Below are 13,737 nucleotides of genomic sequence, written 5' to 3'. Positions count from 1 at the left end.
CAAAGCAGGCCAGGCAGTCGCGGCCTCGCCGCCTTCGGGCAGGCGGGGGCGAGGAAAGTCCGGACTCCACAGGGCAGGGTGATGGCTAACGGCCATCCGTGGCGACACGCGGAACAGGGCAACAGAAAGCAAACCGCCGATGGCCCGGCGCAAGCCGGGATCAGGTAAGGGTGAAACGGTGCGGTAAGAGCGCACCGCGGCGACGGCGACGTTCGCCGGCACGGTAACCTCCACCCGGAGCAATTCCAAGTAGGCAGGCGCGCATTTTCGGATGCAGGACGGGGCCCCCGTCTCGTCTGCGGGTAGGAAGCTTGAGCGCGTCAGCAATGGCGCGCCTAGAGGAATGGCTGCCACGCGTTGTGCGCTTCGGTGCGCAGCGTGCACAGAATCCGGCTTATCGGCCTGCTTTGCCGCTCGAATACGAAAGGGCCGGCGCTCCACGGGGAGTGCCGGCCCTTTTTTTCAGGTTCGCGCGCCGGGCGTTCAGCCCGCGACGATGTCGAACGAATGCGTGAGTTCGGCCGTCTTCGCGATCATGATCGACGCGGAGCAGTATTTGTCGTGCGACAGGTTGATCGCGCGCTCGACCGTGGCCGGGTTCAGGTTGCGGCCCGTGACGGTGAAGTGGAAGTGCACCTTCGTGAACACCTTCGGATCTTCGCTCGCGCGCTCGGCCTTCAGCGTGACCGAGCAGCCGGTCACTTCCTGACGGCTTTTCTTCAGGATCAGCACGACGTCGTACGCGGTGCAGCCGCCGGTGCCGACCAGCACCATTTCCATCGGGCGCGGCGCGAGGTTATGGCCGCCGCCTTCCGGCGCGCCGTCCATCGCGACGAGGTGGCCGCTTCCGGTCTGGGCCGCGAACGCCATGCCATCCTGACCCATCCAGCTTACTTTGCATTCCATGCTTGCACTCCAGCGTTGCCTGATTCGGATTCGATCCGGCATTGTAGCCCGCTGCGCAACGGTCGGCTGATGCGCTGCACGACGCGAAACGCCGCGCCGGTGGATGCGGCGCGCGGCGGGGTGCCGAACGGCGATTTCCCCGCAATCTTTAGGGGTTTTGCTCTAGATGGGACCGATTCCCGATCAGGCGTGGGTTGCTCAGATAGTTGATTTCAAAGAAGAAAATGATTCGGTTCGACGTTTTTCCGAAATTCCACATTATGGTGCTCGATTTCGTAATGCAAATTTTCTTGTGAAGTCGGCCGCGCGTTCGTATAATGAGCCTCATTGGTTGTCGCGCTGCGGCAACTTCCGCATGTCTCCTCCACCCTCCTCCAAAGGTGGATTAAGCCCGAACCAGCCGTTCGGGCTTTTTTTCGTCCCATGCAAACACTGGTGCCCAGTTTGCGCGCATCGAAACCACGCTTCGAACCGATTACGCGGGTTGCGCGGGTTGTCGTGCGGCGGGCTGCGACGCTGCGTCGGGCGATGCGGATCCGGGACGGGCGGCCGGCGCGGGAACGTGTGCGGCGGACGCATGGCCGTGGCCGCGCGCGCAGAAATGGCGCACGCGTTCGCGGACTGCGCGCAGGCGGGCGATGCGATCTTCGGCATGGGCGCCGCGGGCATCGGCGATGCGCGCATCGAGTGCGTCGAGCTTGGCCTCGCAACCGGTGCGGGCGGCGACGGCGGGCGCCGCGGCGGCCAGCAACGCGGCTGCGAGAAAGGGCGTAAGTCGTTGTTTCGTCATGTTTGTTTGTTGTTTTCCTGAGTCGACTGGTCTCGCGCGGCGAGGTTCGGCGCCACGCGTCGATGGGTGCCGCCGCCGGGCGCTCGGTTCGCCTGGCTTGTCGGGGCACGATCGAATTCTGGCCCATTTCGCGCACGGCCGGCACGGGGCGTGGATTCTCTTTGACCGCGCTGCGGTATTTCCTTTATAATTCAGGGCTTTTCCGCATTCATGCCCACGGAAAAAGAACAGGGAGAGCCTGCACCGCGCCTCGAAGCGCACACAGACAAGCAGGAAGAACACATCGGGCAAAGCATTTTTTTTGGATCGATCATGAAGACGTTTTCCGCAAAAGCCCATGAGGTGACGCGCGAATGGTACGTGATTGACGCGACGGATAAGGTTCTCGGCCGTGTTGCCAGCGAAGTGGCACGCCGTCTGCGCGGCAAGCACAAGCCTGAGTTCACCCCGCACGTCGACACTGGTGATTTCATCATCATCATCAACGCAAGCAAGTTGAAGGTCACGGGCAACAAGACTCTGGACAAGAAGTACTACCGTCACTCGGGCTACCCGGGCGGTATCTATGAAACGACGTTCGGCAAGATGCAAGAACGCTTCCCGGGCCGCGCGCTCGAGAAAGCGGTCAAGGGCATGCTGCCGAAGGGCCCGCTCGGCTACGCGATGATCAAGAAGCTGAAGGTCTACGCAGAAGCGACGCATCCGCACTCGGCTCAACAGCCGAAGGCGCTCGAGATCTAAGGGGAGCCCACATGATCGGTAACTGGAACTACGGTACGGGCCGCCGCAAGAGCGCAGTCGCACGTGTCTTCATCAAGGCTGGCAAGGGCGACATCATCGTCAACGGCAAGCCCATCGCTGACTACTTCTCGCGCGAAACGTCGCTGATGATCGTGCGTCAACCGCTGGAACTCACGAACCACGGCCAGACGTTCGACATCAAGGTCAACGTCAACGGCGGCGGCGAAACGGGTCAGGCAGGCGCAGTGCGTCACGGCATCACCCGCGCGCTGATCGACTACGATGCAACGCTGAAGCCGTCGCTGTCGAACGCAGGCTTCGTCACGCGCGATGCACGTGAAGTCGAGCGTAAGAAGGTTGGTCTGCGCAAGGCACGTCGCGCAAAGCAGTTCTCGAAGCGTTAATTTCGCTTCCTGGCCGCGCCGCTTTCGGGCGGCGTTCGCCGAAAAACCGCCAGCTTTCGCGCTGGCGGTTTTTTTATGTCCGCGCGGCGGCGCGCCACGGGCGGCACCGCGCATTGAAATCAACAAGAACCTATTGATTTCATGGACATCAGCACGATCTTCTGATCGGCCCTACAATAGCGGCTAAAGCTTTTTGGAGAGTTCGCATGAACGCTGTTACCGAATCCGCAGCAACGACCACCGATATGCCGCTGCCGTTCGTCTTCACCGACGCCGCGGCCGACAAGGTCAAGCAACTGATCGACGAAGAGGGCAACCCCGACCTGAAGCTGCGCGTGTTCGTGCAGGGCGGCGGCTGCTCGGGTTTCCAGTATGGCTTCACGTTCGACGAGGAAGTCAACGAGGACGACACCGTGATGAACAAGAACGGCGTCCAGCTCCTGATCGACTCGATGAGCTACCAGTACCTGGTCGGCGCCGAGATCGACTACAAGGACGACATCAACGGCGCGCAGTTCGTGATCAAGAACCCGAACGCCACGACCACCTGCGGGTGCGGCTCGTCGTTCTCGGTCTGAGCGCACGACGGATCCTGTCCGGTTCAGCGGAATGAAAAACGGGGCTTGATGCCCCGTTTTTTTCGCCCATGCGCGGCGTGACCGCGCGGGGCGCGTCAGCGCGGATACAGTGCGCCGAGCACACGCTCGCCGGCGGCACCGGTCACGCTTGCGAGATTGCCGGGCTGGCGCGCGGTGAAGCGGTAGCCGAGCCACGCGAACGCGAGCGCCTCGACCTGTTGCGGCGGCACGCCGAGCGCGGCCGTCGTGTCGACGGTCGCCGGTACGCCGGCTTTCTGCAGTGCATCCCTGAGCGCCGCGAGCAGCACCGGATTGCGGGCGCCGCCGCCGCACACGAACACGGCCTTGCAACCCGCTGCGTGCTGTGCGATTTCGCGAGCGACCGAGACGGCGGTGAGCGCCGTCAGCGTCGCCTGCACATCCTCCGGCGCAACCTGCGCAAAACCGGCGAGCTTCGCGTCCAGCCACGCGGGATTGAACAGGTCGCGGCCGGTGCTCTTCGGCGGCGGTGCGCTGAAATACGGTTCGTCGAGCAGCGCGTCGAGCAGCGGCGCGTGCACGGTGCCGCGCGCGGCGAACTTGCCGCCGTCGTCGTACGCCTTGCCGAGGTGACGGGTTGCCCACGCATCGATCAGCGCATTGGCGGGCCCGCAGTCGAAGCCGCGCACGTCGCCGCCTTCGCCGGGCAGGATCGTGATGTTGCTGATGCCGCCCAGGTTGCAGACGACCCGCGTCTCGCCCGGCGCGCCGAACACCGTCGCGTGGAACGCGGGCGCGAGCGGTGCGCCATGGCCGCCGGCGGCCACGTCTCGGCTGCGGAAATCGGCGATCACGTCGATATGGGTGAGTTCGGCGAGCAGTGCCGGATTGTTGAGCTGGCGCGTGTAGCCGCGCTCCGGCCGGTGCCGCACCGTCTGGCCGTGCACGCCGATCGCGCGGACCCCGTCGCGCGACAGCCCGGCCGTGCGCTGCAGTTCGTGGCAGCACACCGCGTAGCGTGCGACGAGCGCGTTCGCCGCGACCGATTCGCGGTCGATCTCGTTGTCGCCGGGCTGCTGCAGCGCGAACAGCGCGTCGCGCAGCGATTGCGCGAAGCCGACGAACGCTTCCGCGAGCACGACCGGCGCGCGGCCGGCCTCGAAACGCACGGCGACGCCGTCGACGCCGTCCATGCTGGTTCCCGACATCAGCCCGAAGTAGATGCCGTCGGCAGGATGGGCGGGTTGCGGATGTCGTTGCGGCACGTTGGGTTCTCCTGGATCGTGCGGCGCGGGCCGATGCCGGGCGCCTTGCGCCCGATTATCCGCGCAACCTGACGCGTCGTTAAGCGATGCACGCGCAAGTTATGGGAAAATCCCTGTTTTTGCGACATTCTTCCTGGCACCGATGAGCACCGAACCCAGTTCCAAGCCTGTTTTCCCGATCACCGACGAAGTCCGGCATGCGCTCGCCGTCACGAAGCGCGGCGTCGACGAGCTGCTGATCGAGGAAGAGTTCGCGCAGAAGCTCGCGCGCAGCGCGGCCACCGGCACGCCGCTTCGTATCAAGCTCGGCCTCGATCCGACCGCACCCGACATCCACATCGGCCATACGGTCGTGCTGAACAAGATGCGTCAGCTGCAGGACCTCGGCCACACGGTGATCTTCCTGATCGGCGATTTCACGTCGCTGATCGGCGATCCGTCCGGCCGCAACGCGACGCGCCCGCCGCTCACGCGCGAACAGATCGAATCGAACGCGAAGACCTACTTCGAACAGGCCGCGCTCGTGCTCGACCGTGACAAGACCGAGATCCGCTACAACAGCGAATGGTCGATGCCGCTCGGCGCGGACGGAATGATCAAGCTCGCGTCGCGCTACACCGTTGCGCGGATCCTCGAGCGCGAGGACTTCACGAAGCGCTTCCAGGGCGGCGTGCCGATCTCGATCCACGAATTCCTGTACCCGCTGATGCAGGGCTACGACTCGGTCGCGCTGAACGCCGATCTCGAACTCGGCGGCACCGACCAGAAGTTCAACCTGCTCGTCGGCCGCGAACTGCAGAAGCAGTACGGCCAGGAACAGCAGTGCATCCTGACGATGCCGCTGCTCGAAGGCCTCGACGGCGTCGAGAAGATGTCGAAGTCGAAGGGCAACTACGTCGGCATCAGCGAGAAGCCGACCGACATGTTCGGCAAGCTGATGAGCATCTCGGACACGCTGATGTGGCGTTACTTCGAGCTGCTGTCGTTCCGCAGCCTGGACGAGATCGCCGGCTTCAAGCGCGACATCGAGGGCGGCCGCAACCCGCGCGACTTCAAGGTGCTGCTCGCGCAGGAAATCGTCGCGCGTTTCCATTCGCAGGCCGACGCCGAGCGTGCGCTGGAGGACTTCAACCACCGCGCGAAGGGCGGCGTGCCGGACGATATCCCGTCGGTCACGCTCGCGGGCGCGCCGCTCGCGATCGGCCAGTTGCTGAAGCAGGCGGGCCTCGTGCCGTCGACCAGCGAAGCGCTGCGCAACATCGAGCAGGGCGGTGTGAAGATCGACGGTGCCACCGTGTCCGACAAGGGCCTGAAGGTCGAGGCCGGCGAGTTCGTCGTCCAGGTCGGCAAGCGCCGCTTCGCACGCGTCACGCTGACCGCATGATCGCGCTGATCCAGCGCGTGAAACGCGCCGACGTGCGCGTCGGCGACCGCACGACGGGCGAGATCGGCGCGGGGCTGCTCGCGCTCGTCTGCGCGGAGCGCGGCGACACCGAGGCCGCGGCCGACAAGCTGCTCGCGAAGCTGCTGGGCTACCGCGTGTTCAGCGACGCGGCCGGCAAGATGAACCTGCCGGTATCGAACATCGACGGCGCGGGCCATGCGGGCGGGCTGCTGCTCGTGTCGCAGTTCACGCTTGCGGCCGATACCAACAGCGGGCTGCGGCCGAGCTTCACGCCGGCCGCGCCGCCGGACGAAGGCGCGCGCCTGTTCGACTATTTCGTCGCGGCCGCGCGGGCGCGGCATCCGGTCGTCGAGACGGGCGAGTTCGGCGCCGACATGCAGGTGTCGCTGGTCAACGACGGCCCCGTGACGTTCTGGCTGCAAGTGCGGCCCTGATTCTTTCCCGGAGACGTGCCGCGATGGCCACCACGCAGATTCTGTTCATTCGCCATGGCGAGACGGCCTGGAACCGCATCAAGCGCATCCAGGGCCATATCGACATTCCGCTGGCCGACTCGGGGCTCGCCCAGGCGCAGCGGCTTGCCGCCCGGCTCGCGCGGGAAGCGCGCGAAGGCCAGCGGCTCGACGCGGTTTATTCGAGCGACCTGATGCGTGCGCAGCAGACCGCGCAACCCTTCGCCGATGCGCTCGGGTTGCCGCTGCTGTTGCGCGAAGGGCTGCGCGAACGCGCGTATGGCGTGTTCCAGGGGCATGACAGCACCGAGATCGAGACACGCTTTCCGGATGCCTATGCCGCATGGCAGACTCGCGACCCGGGCTTCGCACCCGACGGCGGCGAGTCGCAGCGCGAGTTCTATCACCGCGTGTTGCATGCGCTCGAACCGATCGTCGCCGCGCATCCGGGCGGCCGGATCGCGTGCGTCGCGCACGGCGGCGTGCTCGATTGCGTGTACCGCTTTGCGAACGGTCTCGACCTGTCGGCGCCGCGCAGCTATCCACTGCTGAACACGAGCATCAACGTCGTCGATTACGTCGATGGCCACGCGCAGGTCGTACAGTGGGCCGACGTGTCGCATCTCGATGCCGAGAGCGACGACGACGGGTATCGCAAGGTACTCTGATCGCGCCGGCCCCGTCCGGCGCGGCCGGCCGGGGCCGCTTCCTCGCAGTGCTTACTGCGGCAGCGCGTGGCGCGCCTTGTAGTCGAACGCGTACGCGATCTTGCCGGGCTTGTCGGCCGTGATCGGCTGGCGCAGCTTGTCGAACTCCCCCTTGCTGTATTTCTTCCCGCCGTTGATCGCATCGGCGCGCCCGAGGTCGGCGCCCGTCTTGCCGTCGATCACCGGGTCCGTTGCCGCGACCATGAGCGTCGACGCATTCCAGACCGCGTTCAGGTAGCCGGTGTCGGCCTTGGCCGGATCGGGATCGGTCGTGCCTGCGCGTGTCACGTCGTAGCTTGCGAGCGAGAACGTGCCCGGCTGCGCGCGCAGCCAGTCGGCCCAGTAGAACTCGAGATAGTCGGTGGATTGCGCGGGCTTGCTGTAGCCGATGTCGCGCGTGAAATAGACGAGCGAACGGTAGCGGTCGTTCGTCATCCCGAGCTTCAGGCCGAGGCCGCTCGGCAGTTGCGCGGTCGTGATCGGTTTGCCTTCGCCGTCTTTCAGGCGCACGTAGCCGCGGCTTTGCATCTGCTGCCAGAACGCATCGCCCGAGTAGTCGCTCAGGTTGTCCTTCACGACGACGTGCACATGCAGCGCCGCACCGCCATCGGGCGTCTCGTAGTAGGTCGACAGGCCGTGATGGCCGTCGGTCAGGTACAGCGTATCGCCGTTCGGGCCGATCACGACCGGGTTCAGCACCGAGCGGTCGCGCGCGTTCGCGTCGGTCGTCGTGCACGTGTAGCTCGCCGTGTCGCGCAGCGTCGACTGTGCCGTGTAGCCGCTCGATGCGACGCCGCCGAGGCCTTCGTCCGCGCAGAAGTCGTCGAATTTCTTGTCCGGCTGCAGTTCGTAGCGGCCGAGCTTGTAGTAGATCTGGTCGTAGCCGATCGCGCCTTGCGTCGGGCGCAGATCGCCGAGCGTCACGTCGACCAGGTCGCCGGCACGGGCGGTTTTCCATTTGCCCGGTTGCGGCGTGACGGTGGCGGGCGGCGTGGGTGTCGTGGGCGTCGTGGCAGTGCCGTCGGACGGGGTTTGGGTGTCCGTGTGCGCGACGGCGGCGACGTCGTCGCCTCCGCATGCGGCGAGCGCGAGAAGGGTGGACAGGCTGGCGGCCAGGGCAAAACGGATCGGCAGACGTGACATCGCGGGCATCGGGAATCGGTCGGGTTGACGAAACGCCGCGCGGACGATTGACGTACTGGACGTGCGACCGTGCGCGGGTGTGAGCCCGTCAGCTTGTCACAAGTATTTGACAGCAAATTGAAATGATCGGAGGGATCGTCAGCCGGGCGGGTTGCTGTCGGGCGGTGTGGCGCTCGCGCGGCGCCGCGCCCGTTTCGAGACGCCGTTGACGAGCGCCCAGCGCAGCACCGGCGCGACGGCCCGTACGCCGGGCCGCACCAGCACGCGCCGCAGCGGCGCGAGCGCCGACAGGCCGAGCATCTGTTGCGCCCACGGCGGCAACAGGTCGATGCCGGCGTGCATCACCAGCGTTGCGGCGGGCCGCAGCGCCGGCTTCGCGACGGGGGCGTTCAGCAGGATGCGCATGACTTCGAAGGTGCGCGGGCCGGCTTCGAGTTCGGGCTGCATGCGCTCGAGGTAGGCGGCGACTTCCGCGCGCGAGCGCGGCACGGCCAGCGCGCCGAGCCGCTCGGCGATCTGCGCGGTTTCCGCGTAGTAGCGATCCTGAAGTTCGCCCGGCAGCGCCGGATTCACATAGCGCAGGTGCGCGGACAGGAAGCTCGACACCTCGGCGACATGAACCCACGTGAGCAGCGCCGGATCGTCGGCCCGGTACACGCGGCCGTCGGGCGCCGTGCCGGACACGCGCAGGTGAATCGCCTTCACGCGCTCGATCAGCGCGAGCGCGTCCGCGCGGCTGCCGAACGTGGTGCCGGATATGAACGTCGCGGTGCGACGCAGCCTGCCGAGGATGTCGGTGCGAAACGACGAGTGATCCCAGACGCCCGCGAGCGCGAGCGGGTGGAGTGCCTGCAGCAGCAGCGCGGAGACGCCGCCCGTCATCATCGATGCGAAATCCGCATGCACGCGCCAGCAGACGGCATCGGGGCCGAACAGCCCCGGGTCGCCCGGCGGCGACGAATAATCGAGCGACGGGCCGCTGCCGGTGGTCAAGTGCGTGATGCCGGCCGCGACCCGCTTGCGGATCGGTTCGACCCAGCGCGGGCCCGGAGCGGGCGCGGCGGGGTGAGGGCTGGGCGGCGTGGTCATGGCTGAGCGGTCGGGCGGCCGGCTACTTGCCGGCGGGCGTGTCCCACGTCCCGCGTTCGGGGTTGCCGGCGTCGGGTGCGGAAAGCCCGAAGTGGCGGTAGGTGAGCAGCGTTGCGACGCGCCCGCGCGGCGTGCGCTGCAGGAACCCCTGCTGGATCAGGTACGGTTCGAGCACGTCTTCGATCGTGTCGCGCTCTTCGCCGATTGCCGCGGCGAGGTTGTCGATGCCGACCGGGCCGCCGTCGAACTTGTGCAGGATCGCTTCGAGCAGCTTGCGGTCCATCAGGTCGAAGCCGACCGGATCGACGTCGAGCATCGCGAGCGCGGCGTCGGCGACGGCGGCCGTGATCTGGCCGTCGGCCTTCACTTCCGCATAGTCGCGCACGCGCCGCAGCAGCCGGTTCGCGATCCGCGGCGTGCCGCGCGAGCGCTTGGCAATCTCCAGCGCGCCGTTCGGATCGATCTGCGCGTTCAGCAGCGACGCCGAGCGCCGCACGATGCGCGACAGTTGCTCGGCATCGTAGAACTCGAGGCGCGCGACGATCCCGAAACGGTCGCGCAGCGGGTTGGTCAGCATCCCCGCGCGCGTGGTCGCGCCGACGAGCGTGAACGGTTGCAGGTCGAGCTTCACGCTGCGCGCGGCCGGCCCTTCGCCGATCATGATGTCGATCTGGTAATCCTCGAGCGCCGGATACAGGATTTCCTCGACGACCGGCGACAGCCGGTGGATTTCGTCGATGAACAGCACGTCGTTCGCTTCGAGGTTGGTCAGCAGCGCGGCGAGGTCGCCCGCGCGCTCGAGCACGGGGCCCGACGTCTGGCGCAGGTTCACGCCCATCTCGCGCGCGATGATGTGCGCGAGCGTGGTCTTGCCGAGACCCGGCGGCCCGAACAGCAGCACGTGATCGAGCGGCTCGGAACGGCGCTTCGCGGCTTCGATGAAGATCTCGAGCTGGCCGCGCACCTTTTCCTGGCCGACGTAGTCGTCGAGCTGGCGCGGCCGCAGCGCGCGTTCGAACACCTCCTCGTGCGACGAGGCGGGCGTGGCGGCGATGATCCGCTCGGTGGCGAGTTTGTCGGTTTCAATCATGCGGCCATTGTACCGCGCACCGTCACCCGGCCGAACTGGCCGAACGGCCGACTGGCGCGCGCCGCACGGCGGCGCGACACTGGCTCCGACAGCCCGTTCGGGCGCCTGCCCGGGCCGCCGTTACACCTTCGACAGTGCCTTGAGCGCGAGCTTGATGCCTTCGGACACGCCGGTGCCGGCCGGCACGTTCTTGATCGCGGCGAGGCCTTCCTTTTCGGAGTAGCCGAGCGCGAGCAGCGCATTGAGGATGTCGGTCGCATGATCGGACGGCGACGCGGCGCCGGCGAGCGCACCGAGGTCGGCGCCGAGCTTGCCCTTCAGCTCGAGCAGCAGGCGTTCGGCGGTCTTCTTGCCGATGCCGGGCAGGCGTGTGAGGCGCGCGGCGTCCTGCATCGTCACGGCCTGCGCGAGCTCTTGCACGCTCATGCCGGACAGCACGGCAAGCGCCATGCGCGCGCCGATGCCGGTGATCTTCAGCAGTTCGCGGAAGGTCGTGCGCTCCTGCGGCGTCAGGAAGCCGTACAGCAGGTGGGCGTCCTCGCGCACGATCTGCTGCGTGAGCAGCACGACGCGTTCGCCCGTTTGCGGCAGGTTGTAGAAGGTGCTCATCGGCACGTCGATTTCGTAGCCGACGCCGTTGCAGTCGACGAGCAGGTGAGGCGGATTCTTTTCGAGCAGGATGCCGGCGATGCGACCGATCATGGATGGCGGGAAGCGAGGAAGAAAGCGCGAGTGTAGCGCAGGTGCGGCGCGATGCCGATGGATTGGCCGTCAGGCCGCCGTGCCGGGTGACGGATGTGCGGGATGCAAGCCGACAGCGGGCAGGGCGAGCAGCACGGGGTGCCGGTGCGATGCGAAGCGCCGTATGTCGCACCGGGCGATTGCCGCGTGTTACGGCGTCAGCCGACGAGGCGCCCGCGCCGCACGCGCAGCCCTTTCTTCGCGAGCGCCGGCGCGAGGCCGCTGATCGTGCCGAGCGTGTTGCCGCTGTGCGCGTGGCAGATCGCCATGCCGAGCGCGTCGGCCGCGTCGCTGCCGGGCTGGCCGGACAGGTTGAGCAGCCGCGTGACCATTTCCTGCATCTGCGACTTGGTCGCGCGGCCGTAGCCGACGACGGCCTGCTTCAACTGCAGCGCCGTGTATTCGGCAACCGGCAGGCCGCCGGCGACGAGCCCGCAGATCGCGGCGCCGCGCGCCTGGCCGAGCAGCAGCGTCGACTGCGGGTTCACGTTGACGAACACCTGTTCGATCGCGGCCTGGTCGGGCGCGTGTTCGCGTACGAGCGTCGAGACGCCCTGGAAGATCGTGCCGAGCCGGGTGGCCAGGTCGGCCGTGGGTGTGCGGATCACGCCGCTGGCGACATAGGCGAGCCGGTGGCCGCTGACGTCGATGACGCCGAAGCCGGTGACGCGCAGGCCGGGGTCGATGCCGAGAATTCGCATGAGTGAGGACAAAAACCTGATGCAGCGATACTACAACGAATGGTGCGACGCACCGGCCGCATGGCCATGTGCGCAGGCGCCGCGCAATAAAAAACCCGGCGGGCGCGATGCCGCCGGGTTGTCGTGCCGAGGCTGCGCGGGCCGCGTGCGATCAGTGACGGAAGTGGCGCACGCCCGTCAGGACCATCGCGATGCCGTGTTCGTCGGCCGCGGCGATCACTTCGTCGTCGCGCATCGAACCGCCCGGGTGGATCACGCAGGTCGCGCCTGCCGCCACGACGACGTCGAGACCGTCGCGGAACGGGAAGAACGCATCCGATGCGACGGCCGAGCCCGCCAGCGTGAGGCCCGCGTTCTGCGCCTTGATGCTCGCGATGCGTGCGGAATCGACGCGGCTCATCTGGCCTGCGCCGACGCCGAGCGTCATGCCGTTGCCGCAGAACACGATCGCGTTCGACTTCACGTACTTCGCGACGCGCCATGCGAACAGCAGGTCGTCCATTTCCTTCGTGCTCGGCTGGCGCTTCGTGACGACGCGCAGCTCGCTCGGCTGCACGTTGCGCGAATCGAGCGATTGCACGAGCAGACCGCCGCCGACGCGCTTCAGGTCGAATGCGTTATGGCCGTCGCCGAGCGCGATTTCGAGCAGGCGCACGTTCTGCTTCGCGGCGAACACCTGCTTCGCTGCGTCCGAGAACGACGGGGCGATCAGCACTTCGACGAACTGCTTCGCGACGGCTTGCGCAGCCGCTTCGTCGACTTCGCGGTTGAACGCGATGATGCCGCCGAACGCCGACGTCGGGTCGGTCTGGAATGCCTTCGCGTACGCATCGGCCGAGTCGTTGCCGACCGCGACGCCGCACGGGTTCGCGTGCTTGATGATCACGCAGGCGGGCGCGTCGAACGTCTTCACGCATTCCCACGCCGCGTCCGAATCGGCGATGTTGTTGTACGACAGTTCCTTGCCCTGCAGCTGGCGGTAGTTCGCCAGCGCGCCGGCCGGCGCCGCGAGGTCGCGGTAGAACGCGGCGCTCTGGTGCGGGTTCTCGCCGTAGCGCAGGTCCTGCACCTTGTCGAACGCCATGTTCAGCGTGGCCGGGTAGGCGCTGCGCGATGCGTGCTGCAGTTCGTCGGTCAGGCTCGTCAGGTAGTTCGTGATCGCGCCGTCGTATTGTGCGGTGTGCGCGAACACCTTCGTCGCGAGACGGAAGTTGGTCGCGTAGCCGATCGCATTGCCGTTCGCCTTCATTTCGTCGAGCACGACTGCGTAGTCGGCCGGGTCGACGACGACCGTCACGTCGCGGTGGTTCTTCGCCGCCGAGCGCAGCATCGTCGGGCCGCCGATGTCGATGTTCTCGATGGCGTCGGCGAGCGTGCAGTCATCCTTCGCGATCGTCGCGACGAACGGATACAGGTTCACGACGAGCAGGTCGATCGTCGGGATGCCGTGCTGTTCCAGCGCCTGCATGTGCTCGGGCAGATCGCGGCGGGCGAGGATGCCGCCGTGCACCTTCGGGTGCAGCGTCTTCACGCGCCCATCGAGCATTTCCGGGAAGCCCGTGTAGTCAGCCACTTCGGTCACGGGCAGACCGGCGTCGGCGAGGAGTTTCGCGGTGCCGCCGGTCGACAGCAACTTGACGCCGAGGTCGGACAGCGACTTCGCGAAGTCGACGATGCCGGTCTTGTCGGAAACGGAAATGAGCGCTTGCTTGATCATGATGGAACCACCAATAGCCAGGGAAACGG

15 protein-coding genes and 1 other RNA gene are annotated in these 13,737 nt (G+C 66.8%); 7 read left to right on the top strand and 9 right to left on the bottom strand.

The genetic code is table 11. The annotated features are described in order from the left end of the window. Window position 1: 1 nt before the first annotated feature. Window positions 2-413: RNase P RNA component class A (gene rnpB / locus BME24068_RS20850), an RNA gene on the top strand. A 70-nt stretch (window positions 414-483) separates the two neighbouring features. On the opposite strand, the gene BME24068_RS20845 is transcribed toward rnpB, so the two are convergent. Both BME24068_RS20845 and BME24068_RS35085 read right to left on the bottom strand, forming a co-directional pair. Continuing rightward, window positions 484-948 carry an OsmC family protein gene (locus BME24068_RS20845; RefSeq protein WP_096506364.1) on the bottom strand — a complete coding sequence of 155 codons (465 nt, stop codon included), beginning with the start codon at window positions 946-948 and terminating at the stop codon, window positions 484-486. A gap of 433 nt (window positions 949-1,381) precedes the next feature. Then, entirely contained in the window at window positions 1,382-1,696 is a 315-nt protein-coding gene (locus BME24068_RS35085; RefSeq protein ID WP_096506366.1) for a DUF1090 family protein, read from the bottom strand. 312 nt (window positions 1,697-2,008) lie between these two features. Between BME24068_RS35085 and rplM the strand changes: the two genes are divergently transcribed. The 3 genes from rplM (at window position 2,009) to erpA (ending at window position 3,419) form a co-directional block, all read left to right on the top strand. After that, window positions 2,009-2,437 carry a 50S ribosomal protein L13 gene (rplM, locus tag BME24068_RS20835; protein WP_009687896.1) on the top strand — a complete coding sequence of 143 codons (429 nt, stop codon included), beginning with the start codon at window positions 2,009-2,011 and terminating at the stop codon, window positions 2,435-2,437. 11 nt (window positions 2,438-2,448) lie between these two features. Then, window positions 2,449-2,841: a 30S ribosomal protein S9 gene (gene rpsI, locus BME24068_RS20830; protein WP_011883283.1), complete on the top strand. Its 393-nt coding sequence runs from the start codon at window positions 2,449-2,451 to the stop codon at window positions 2,839-2,841. 206 nt (window positions 2,842-3,047) lie between these two features. Continuing rightward, window positions 3,048-3,419 carry an iron-sulfur cluster insertion protein ErpA gene (gene erpA, locus BME24068_RS20825; RefSeq protein WP_096506368.1) on the top strand — a complete coding sequence of 124 codons (372 nt, stop codon included), beginning with the start codon at window positions 3,048-3,050 and terminating at the stop codon, window positions 3,417-3,419. Window positions 3,420-3,514: 95 nt separating this feature from the next. On the opposite strand, the gene BME24068_RS20820 is transcribed toward erpA, so the two are convergent. Next, on the bottom strand, window positions 3,515-4,663 hold the full coding sequence (locus BME24068_RS20820) for an anhydro-N-acetylmuramic acid kinase (protein WP_096506370.1): 1,149 nt from the start codon (window positions 4,661-4,663) through the stop codon (window positions 3,515-3,517). A 142-nt stretch (window positions 4,664-4,805) separates the two neighbouring features. Here BME24068_RS20820 and tyrS point away from each other — a divergent pair, with 142 nt between their 5' ends. Genes tyrS through BME24068_RS20805 form a run of 3 tightly spaced genes read left to right on the top strand, consistent with a single transcriptional unit; the run spans window position 4,806 to window position 7,188 of the window. Next, on the top strand, window positions 4,806-6,047 hold the full coding sequence (gene tyrS / locus BME24068_RS20815) for a tyrosine--tRNA ligase (RefSeq protein WP_096506372.1): 1,242 nt from the start codon (window positions 4,806-4,808) through the stop codon (window positions 6,045-6,047). Next, window positions 6,044-6,502: a D-aminoacyl-tRNA deacylase gene (dtd, locus tag BME24068_RS20810; RefSeq protein WP_096506374.1), complete on the top strand. Its 459-nt coding sequence runs from the start codon at window positions 6,044-6,046 to the stop codon at window positions 6,500-6,502. Before tyrS ends, dtd begins: the two co-directional genes overlap by 4 nt. Before the next feature lie 23 nt (window positions 6,503-6,525). Continuing rightward, window positions 6,526-7,188 (top strand): histidine phosphatase family protein, encoded by a 663-nt coding sequence (locus tag BME24068_RS20805; RefSeq protein ID WP_174927218.1) that lies wholly within the window; start codon window positions 6,526-6,528, stop codon window positions 7,186-7,188. Between the two features lie 51 nt (window positions 7,189-7,239). On the opposite strand, the gene BME24068_RS20800 is transcribed toward BME24068_RS20805, so the two are convergent. From BME24068_RS20800 to purH, 6 genes are all read right to left on the bottom strand, one after another. Further along, window positions 7,240-8,379: a ParB/Srx family N-terminal domain-containing protein gene (locus tag BME24068_RS20800; protein WP_420887517.1), complete on the bottom strand. Its 1,140-nt coding sequence runs from the start codon at window positions 8,377-8,379 to the stop codon at window positions 7,240-7,242. A 129-nt stretch (window positions 8,380-8,508) separates the two neighbouring features. Further along, complete coding sequence (locus tag BME24068_RS20795; RefSeq protein ID WP_096506377.1) at window positions 8,509-9,459, bottom strand: oxygenase MpaB family protein; 951 nt, start codon at window positions 9,457-9,459, stop codon at window positions 8,509-8,511. 22 nt (window positions 9,460-9,481) lie between these two features. After that, window positions 9,482-10,549, bottom strand: coding sequence for a Holliday junction branch migration DNA helicase RuvB (ruvB, locus tag BME24068_RS20790; protein ID WP_174927216.1), 1,068 nt, complete (start codon window positions 10,547-10,549; stop codon window positions 9,482-9,484). Between the two features lie 120 nt (window positions 10,550-10,669). After that, window positions 10,670-11,251 (bottom strand): Holliday junction branch migration protein RuvA, encoded by a 582-nt coding sequence (ruvA, locus tag BME24068_RS20785; RefSeq protein ID WP_014898064.1) that lies wholly within the window; start codon window positions 11,249-11,251, stop codon window positions 10,670-10,672. 197 nt (window positions 11,252-11,448) lie between these two features. Beyond that, a complete protein-coding gene (gene ruvC / locus BME24068_RS20780; protein ID WP_096506379.1) occupies window positions 11,449-11,991 on the bottom strand; it encodes a crossover junction endodeoxyribonuclease RuvC in 543 nt (180 codons plus the stop codon). Window positions 11,992-12,142: 151 nt separating this feature from the next. Continuing rightward, complete coding sequence (purH, locus tag BME24068_RS20775) at window positions 12,143-13,708, bottom strand: bifunctional phosphoribosylaminoimidazolecarboxamide formyltransferase/IMP cyclohydrolase (protein WP_174927215.1); 1,566 nt, start codon at window positions 13,706-13,708, stop codon at window positions 12,143-12,145. Window positions 13,709-13,737 lie beyond the last annotated feature (29 nt).

The organism is Burkholderia anthina, from assembly GCF_902498995.1.
GTDB classification, from domain to species: Bacteria; Pseudomonadota; Gammaproteobacteria; order Burkholderiales; family Burkholderiaceae; genus Burkholderia; species Burkholderia anthina.
The sequence above is the reverse complement of the archived record's forward strand: the minus strand, read 5'-3'. Positions and strand labels throughout refer to the sequence as shown.

What these genes read in the sequence shown, in the direction of transcription:
- BME24068_RS20845 (WP_096506364.1), bottom strand. Translation starts at nt 948, where the DNA reads ATGCCGGATCGAATCCGAATCAGGCAACGCTGGAGTGCAAGCATGGAA.
- BME24068_RS20800 (WP_420887517.1), bottom strand. Translation starts at nt 8,379, where the DNA reads ATGCCCGCGATGTCACGTCTGCCGATCCGTTTTGCCCTGGCCGCCAGC.
- purH (WP_174927215.1), bottom strand. Translation starts at nt 13,708, where the DNA reads ATGATCAAGCAAGCGCTCATTTCCGTTTCCGACAAGACCGGCATCGTC.
- ruvA (WP_014898064.1), bottom strand. Translation starts at nt 11,251, where the DNA reads ATGATCGGTCGCATCGCCGGCATCCTGCTCGAAAAGAATCCGCCTCAC.
- ruvC (WP_096506379.1), bottom strand. Translation starts at nt 11,991, where the DNA reads ATGCGAATTCTCGGCATCGACCCCGGCCTGCGCGTCACCGGCTTCGGC.
- rplM (WP_009687896.1), top strand. Translation starts at nt 2,009, where the DNA reads ATGAAGACGTTTTCCGCAAAAGCCCATGAGGTGACGCGCGAATGGTAC.
- ruvB (WP_174927216.1), bottom strand. Translation starts at nt 10,549, where the DNA reads ATGATTGAAACCGACAAACTCGCCACCGAGCGGATCATCGCCGCCACG.
- rpsI (WP_011883283.1), top strand. Translation starts at nt 2,449, where the DNA reads ATGATCGGTAACTGGAACTACGGTACGGGCCGCCGCAAGAGCGCAGTC.
- BME24068_RS20795 (WP_096506377.1), bottom strand. Translation starts at nt 9,459, where the DNA reads ATGACCACGCCGCCCAGCCCTCACCCCGCCGCGCCCGCTCCGGGCCCG.
- dtd (WP_096506374.1), top strand. Translation starts at nt 6,044, where the DNA reads ATGATCGCGCTGATCCAGCGCGTGAAACGCGCCGACGTGCGCGTCGGC.
- tyrS (WP_096506372.1), top strand. Translation starts at nt 4,806, where the DNA reads ATGAGCACCGAACCCAGTTCCAAGCCTGTTTTCCCGATCACCGACGAA.
- BME24068_RS35085 (WP_096506366.1), bottom strand. Translation starts at nt 1,696, where the DNA reads ATGACGAAACAACGACTTACGCCCTTTCTCGCAGCCGCGTTGCTGGCC.
- erpA (WP_096506368.1), top strand. Translation starts at nt 3,048, where the DNA reads ATGAACGCTGTTACCGAATCCGCAGCAACGACCACCGATATGCCGCTG.
- BME24068_RS20805 (WP_174927218.1), top strand. Translation starts at nt 6,526, where the DNA reads ATGGCCACCACGCAGATTCTGTTCATTCGCCATGGCGAGACGGCCTGG.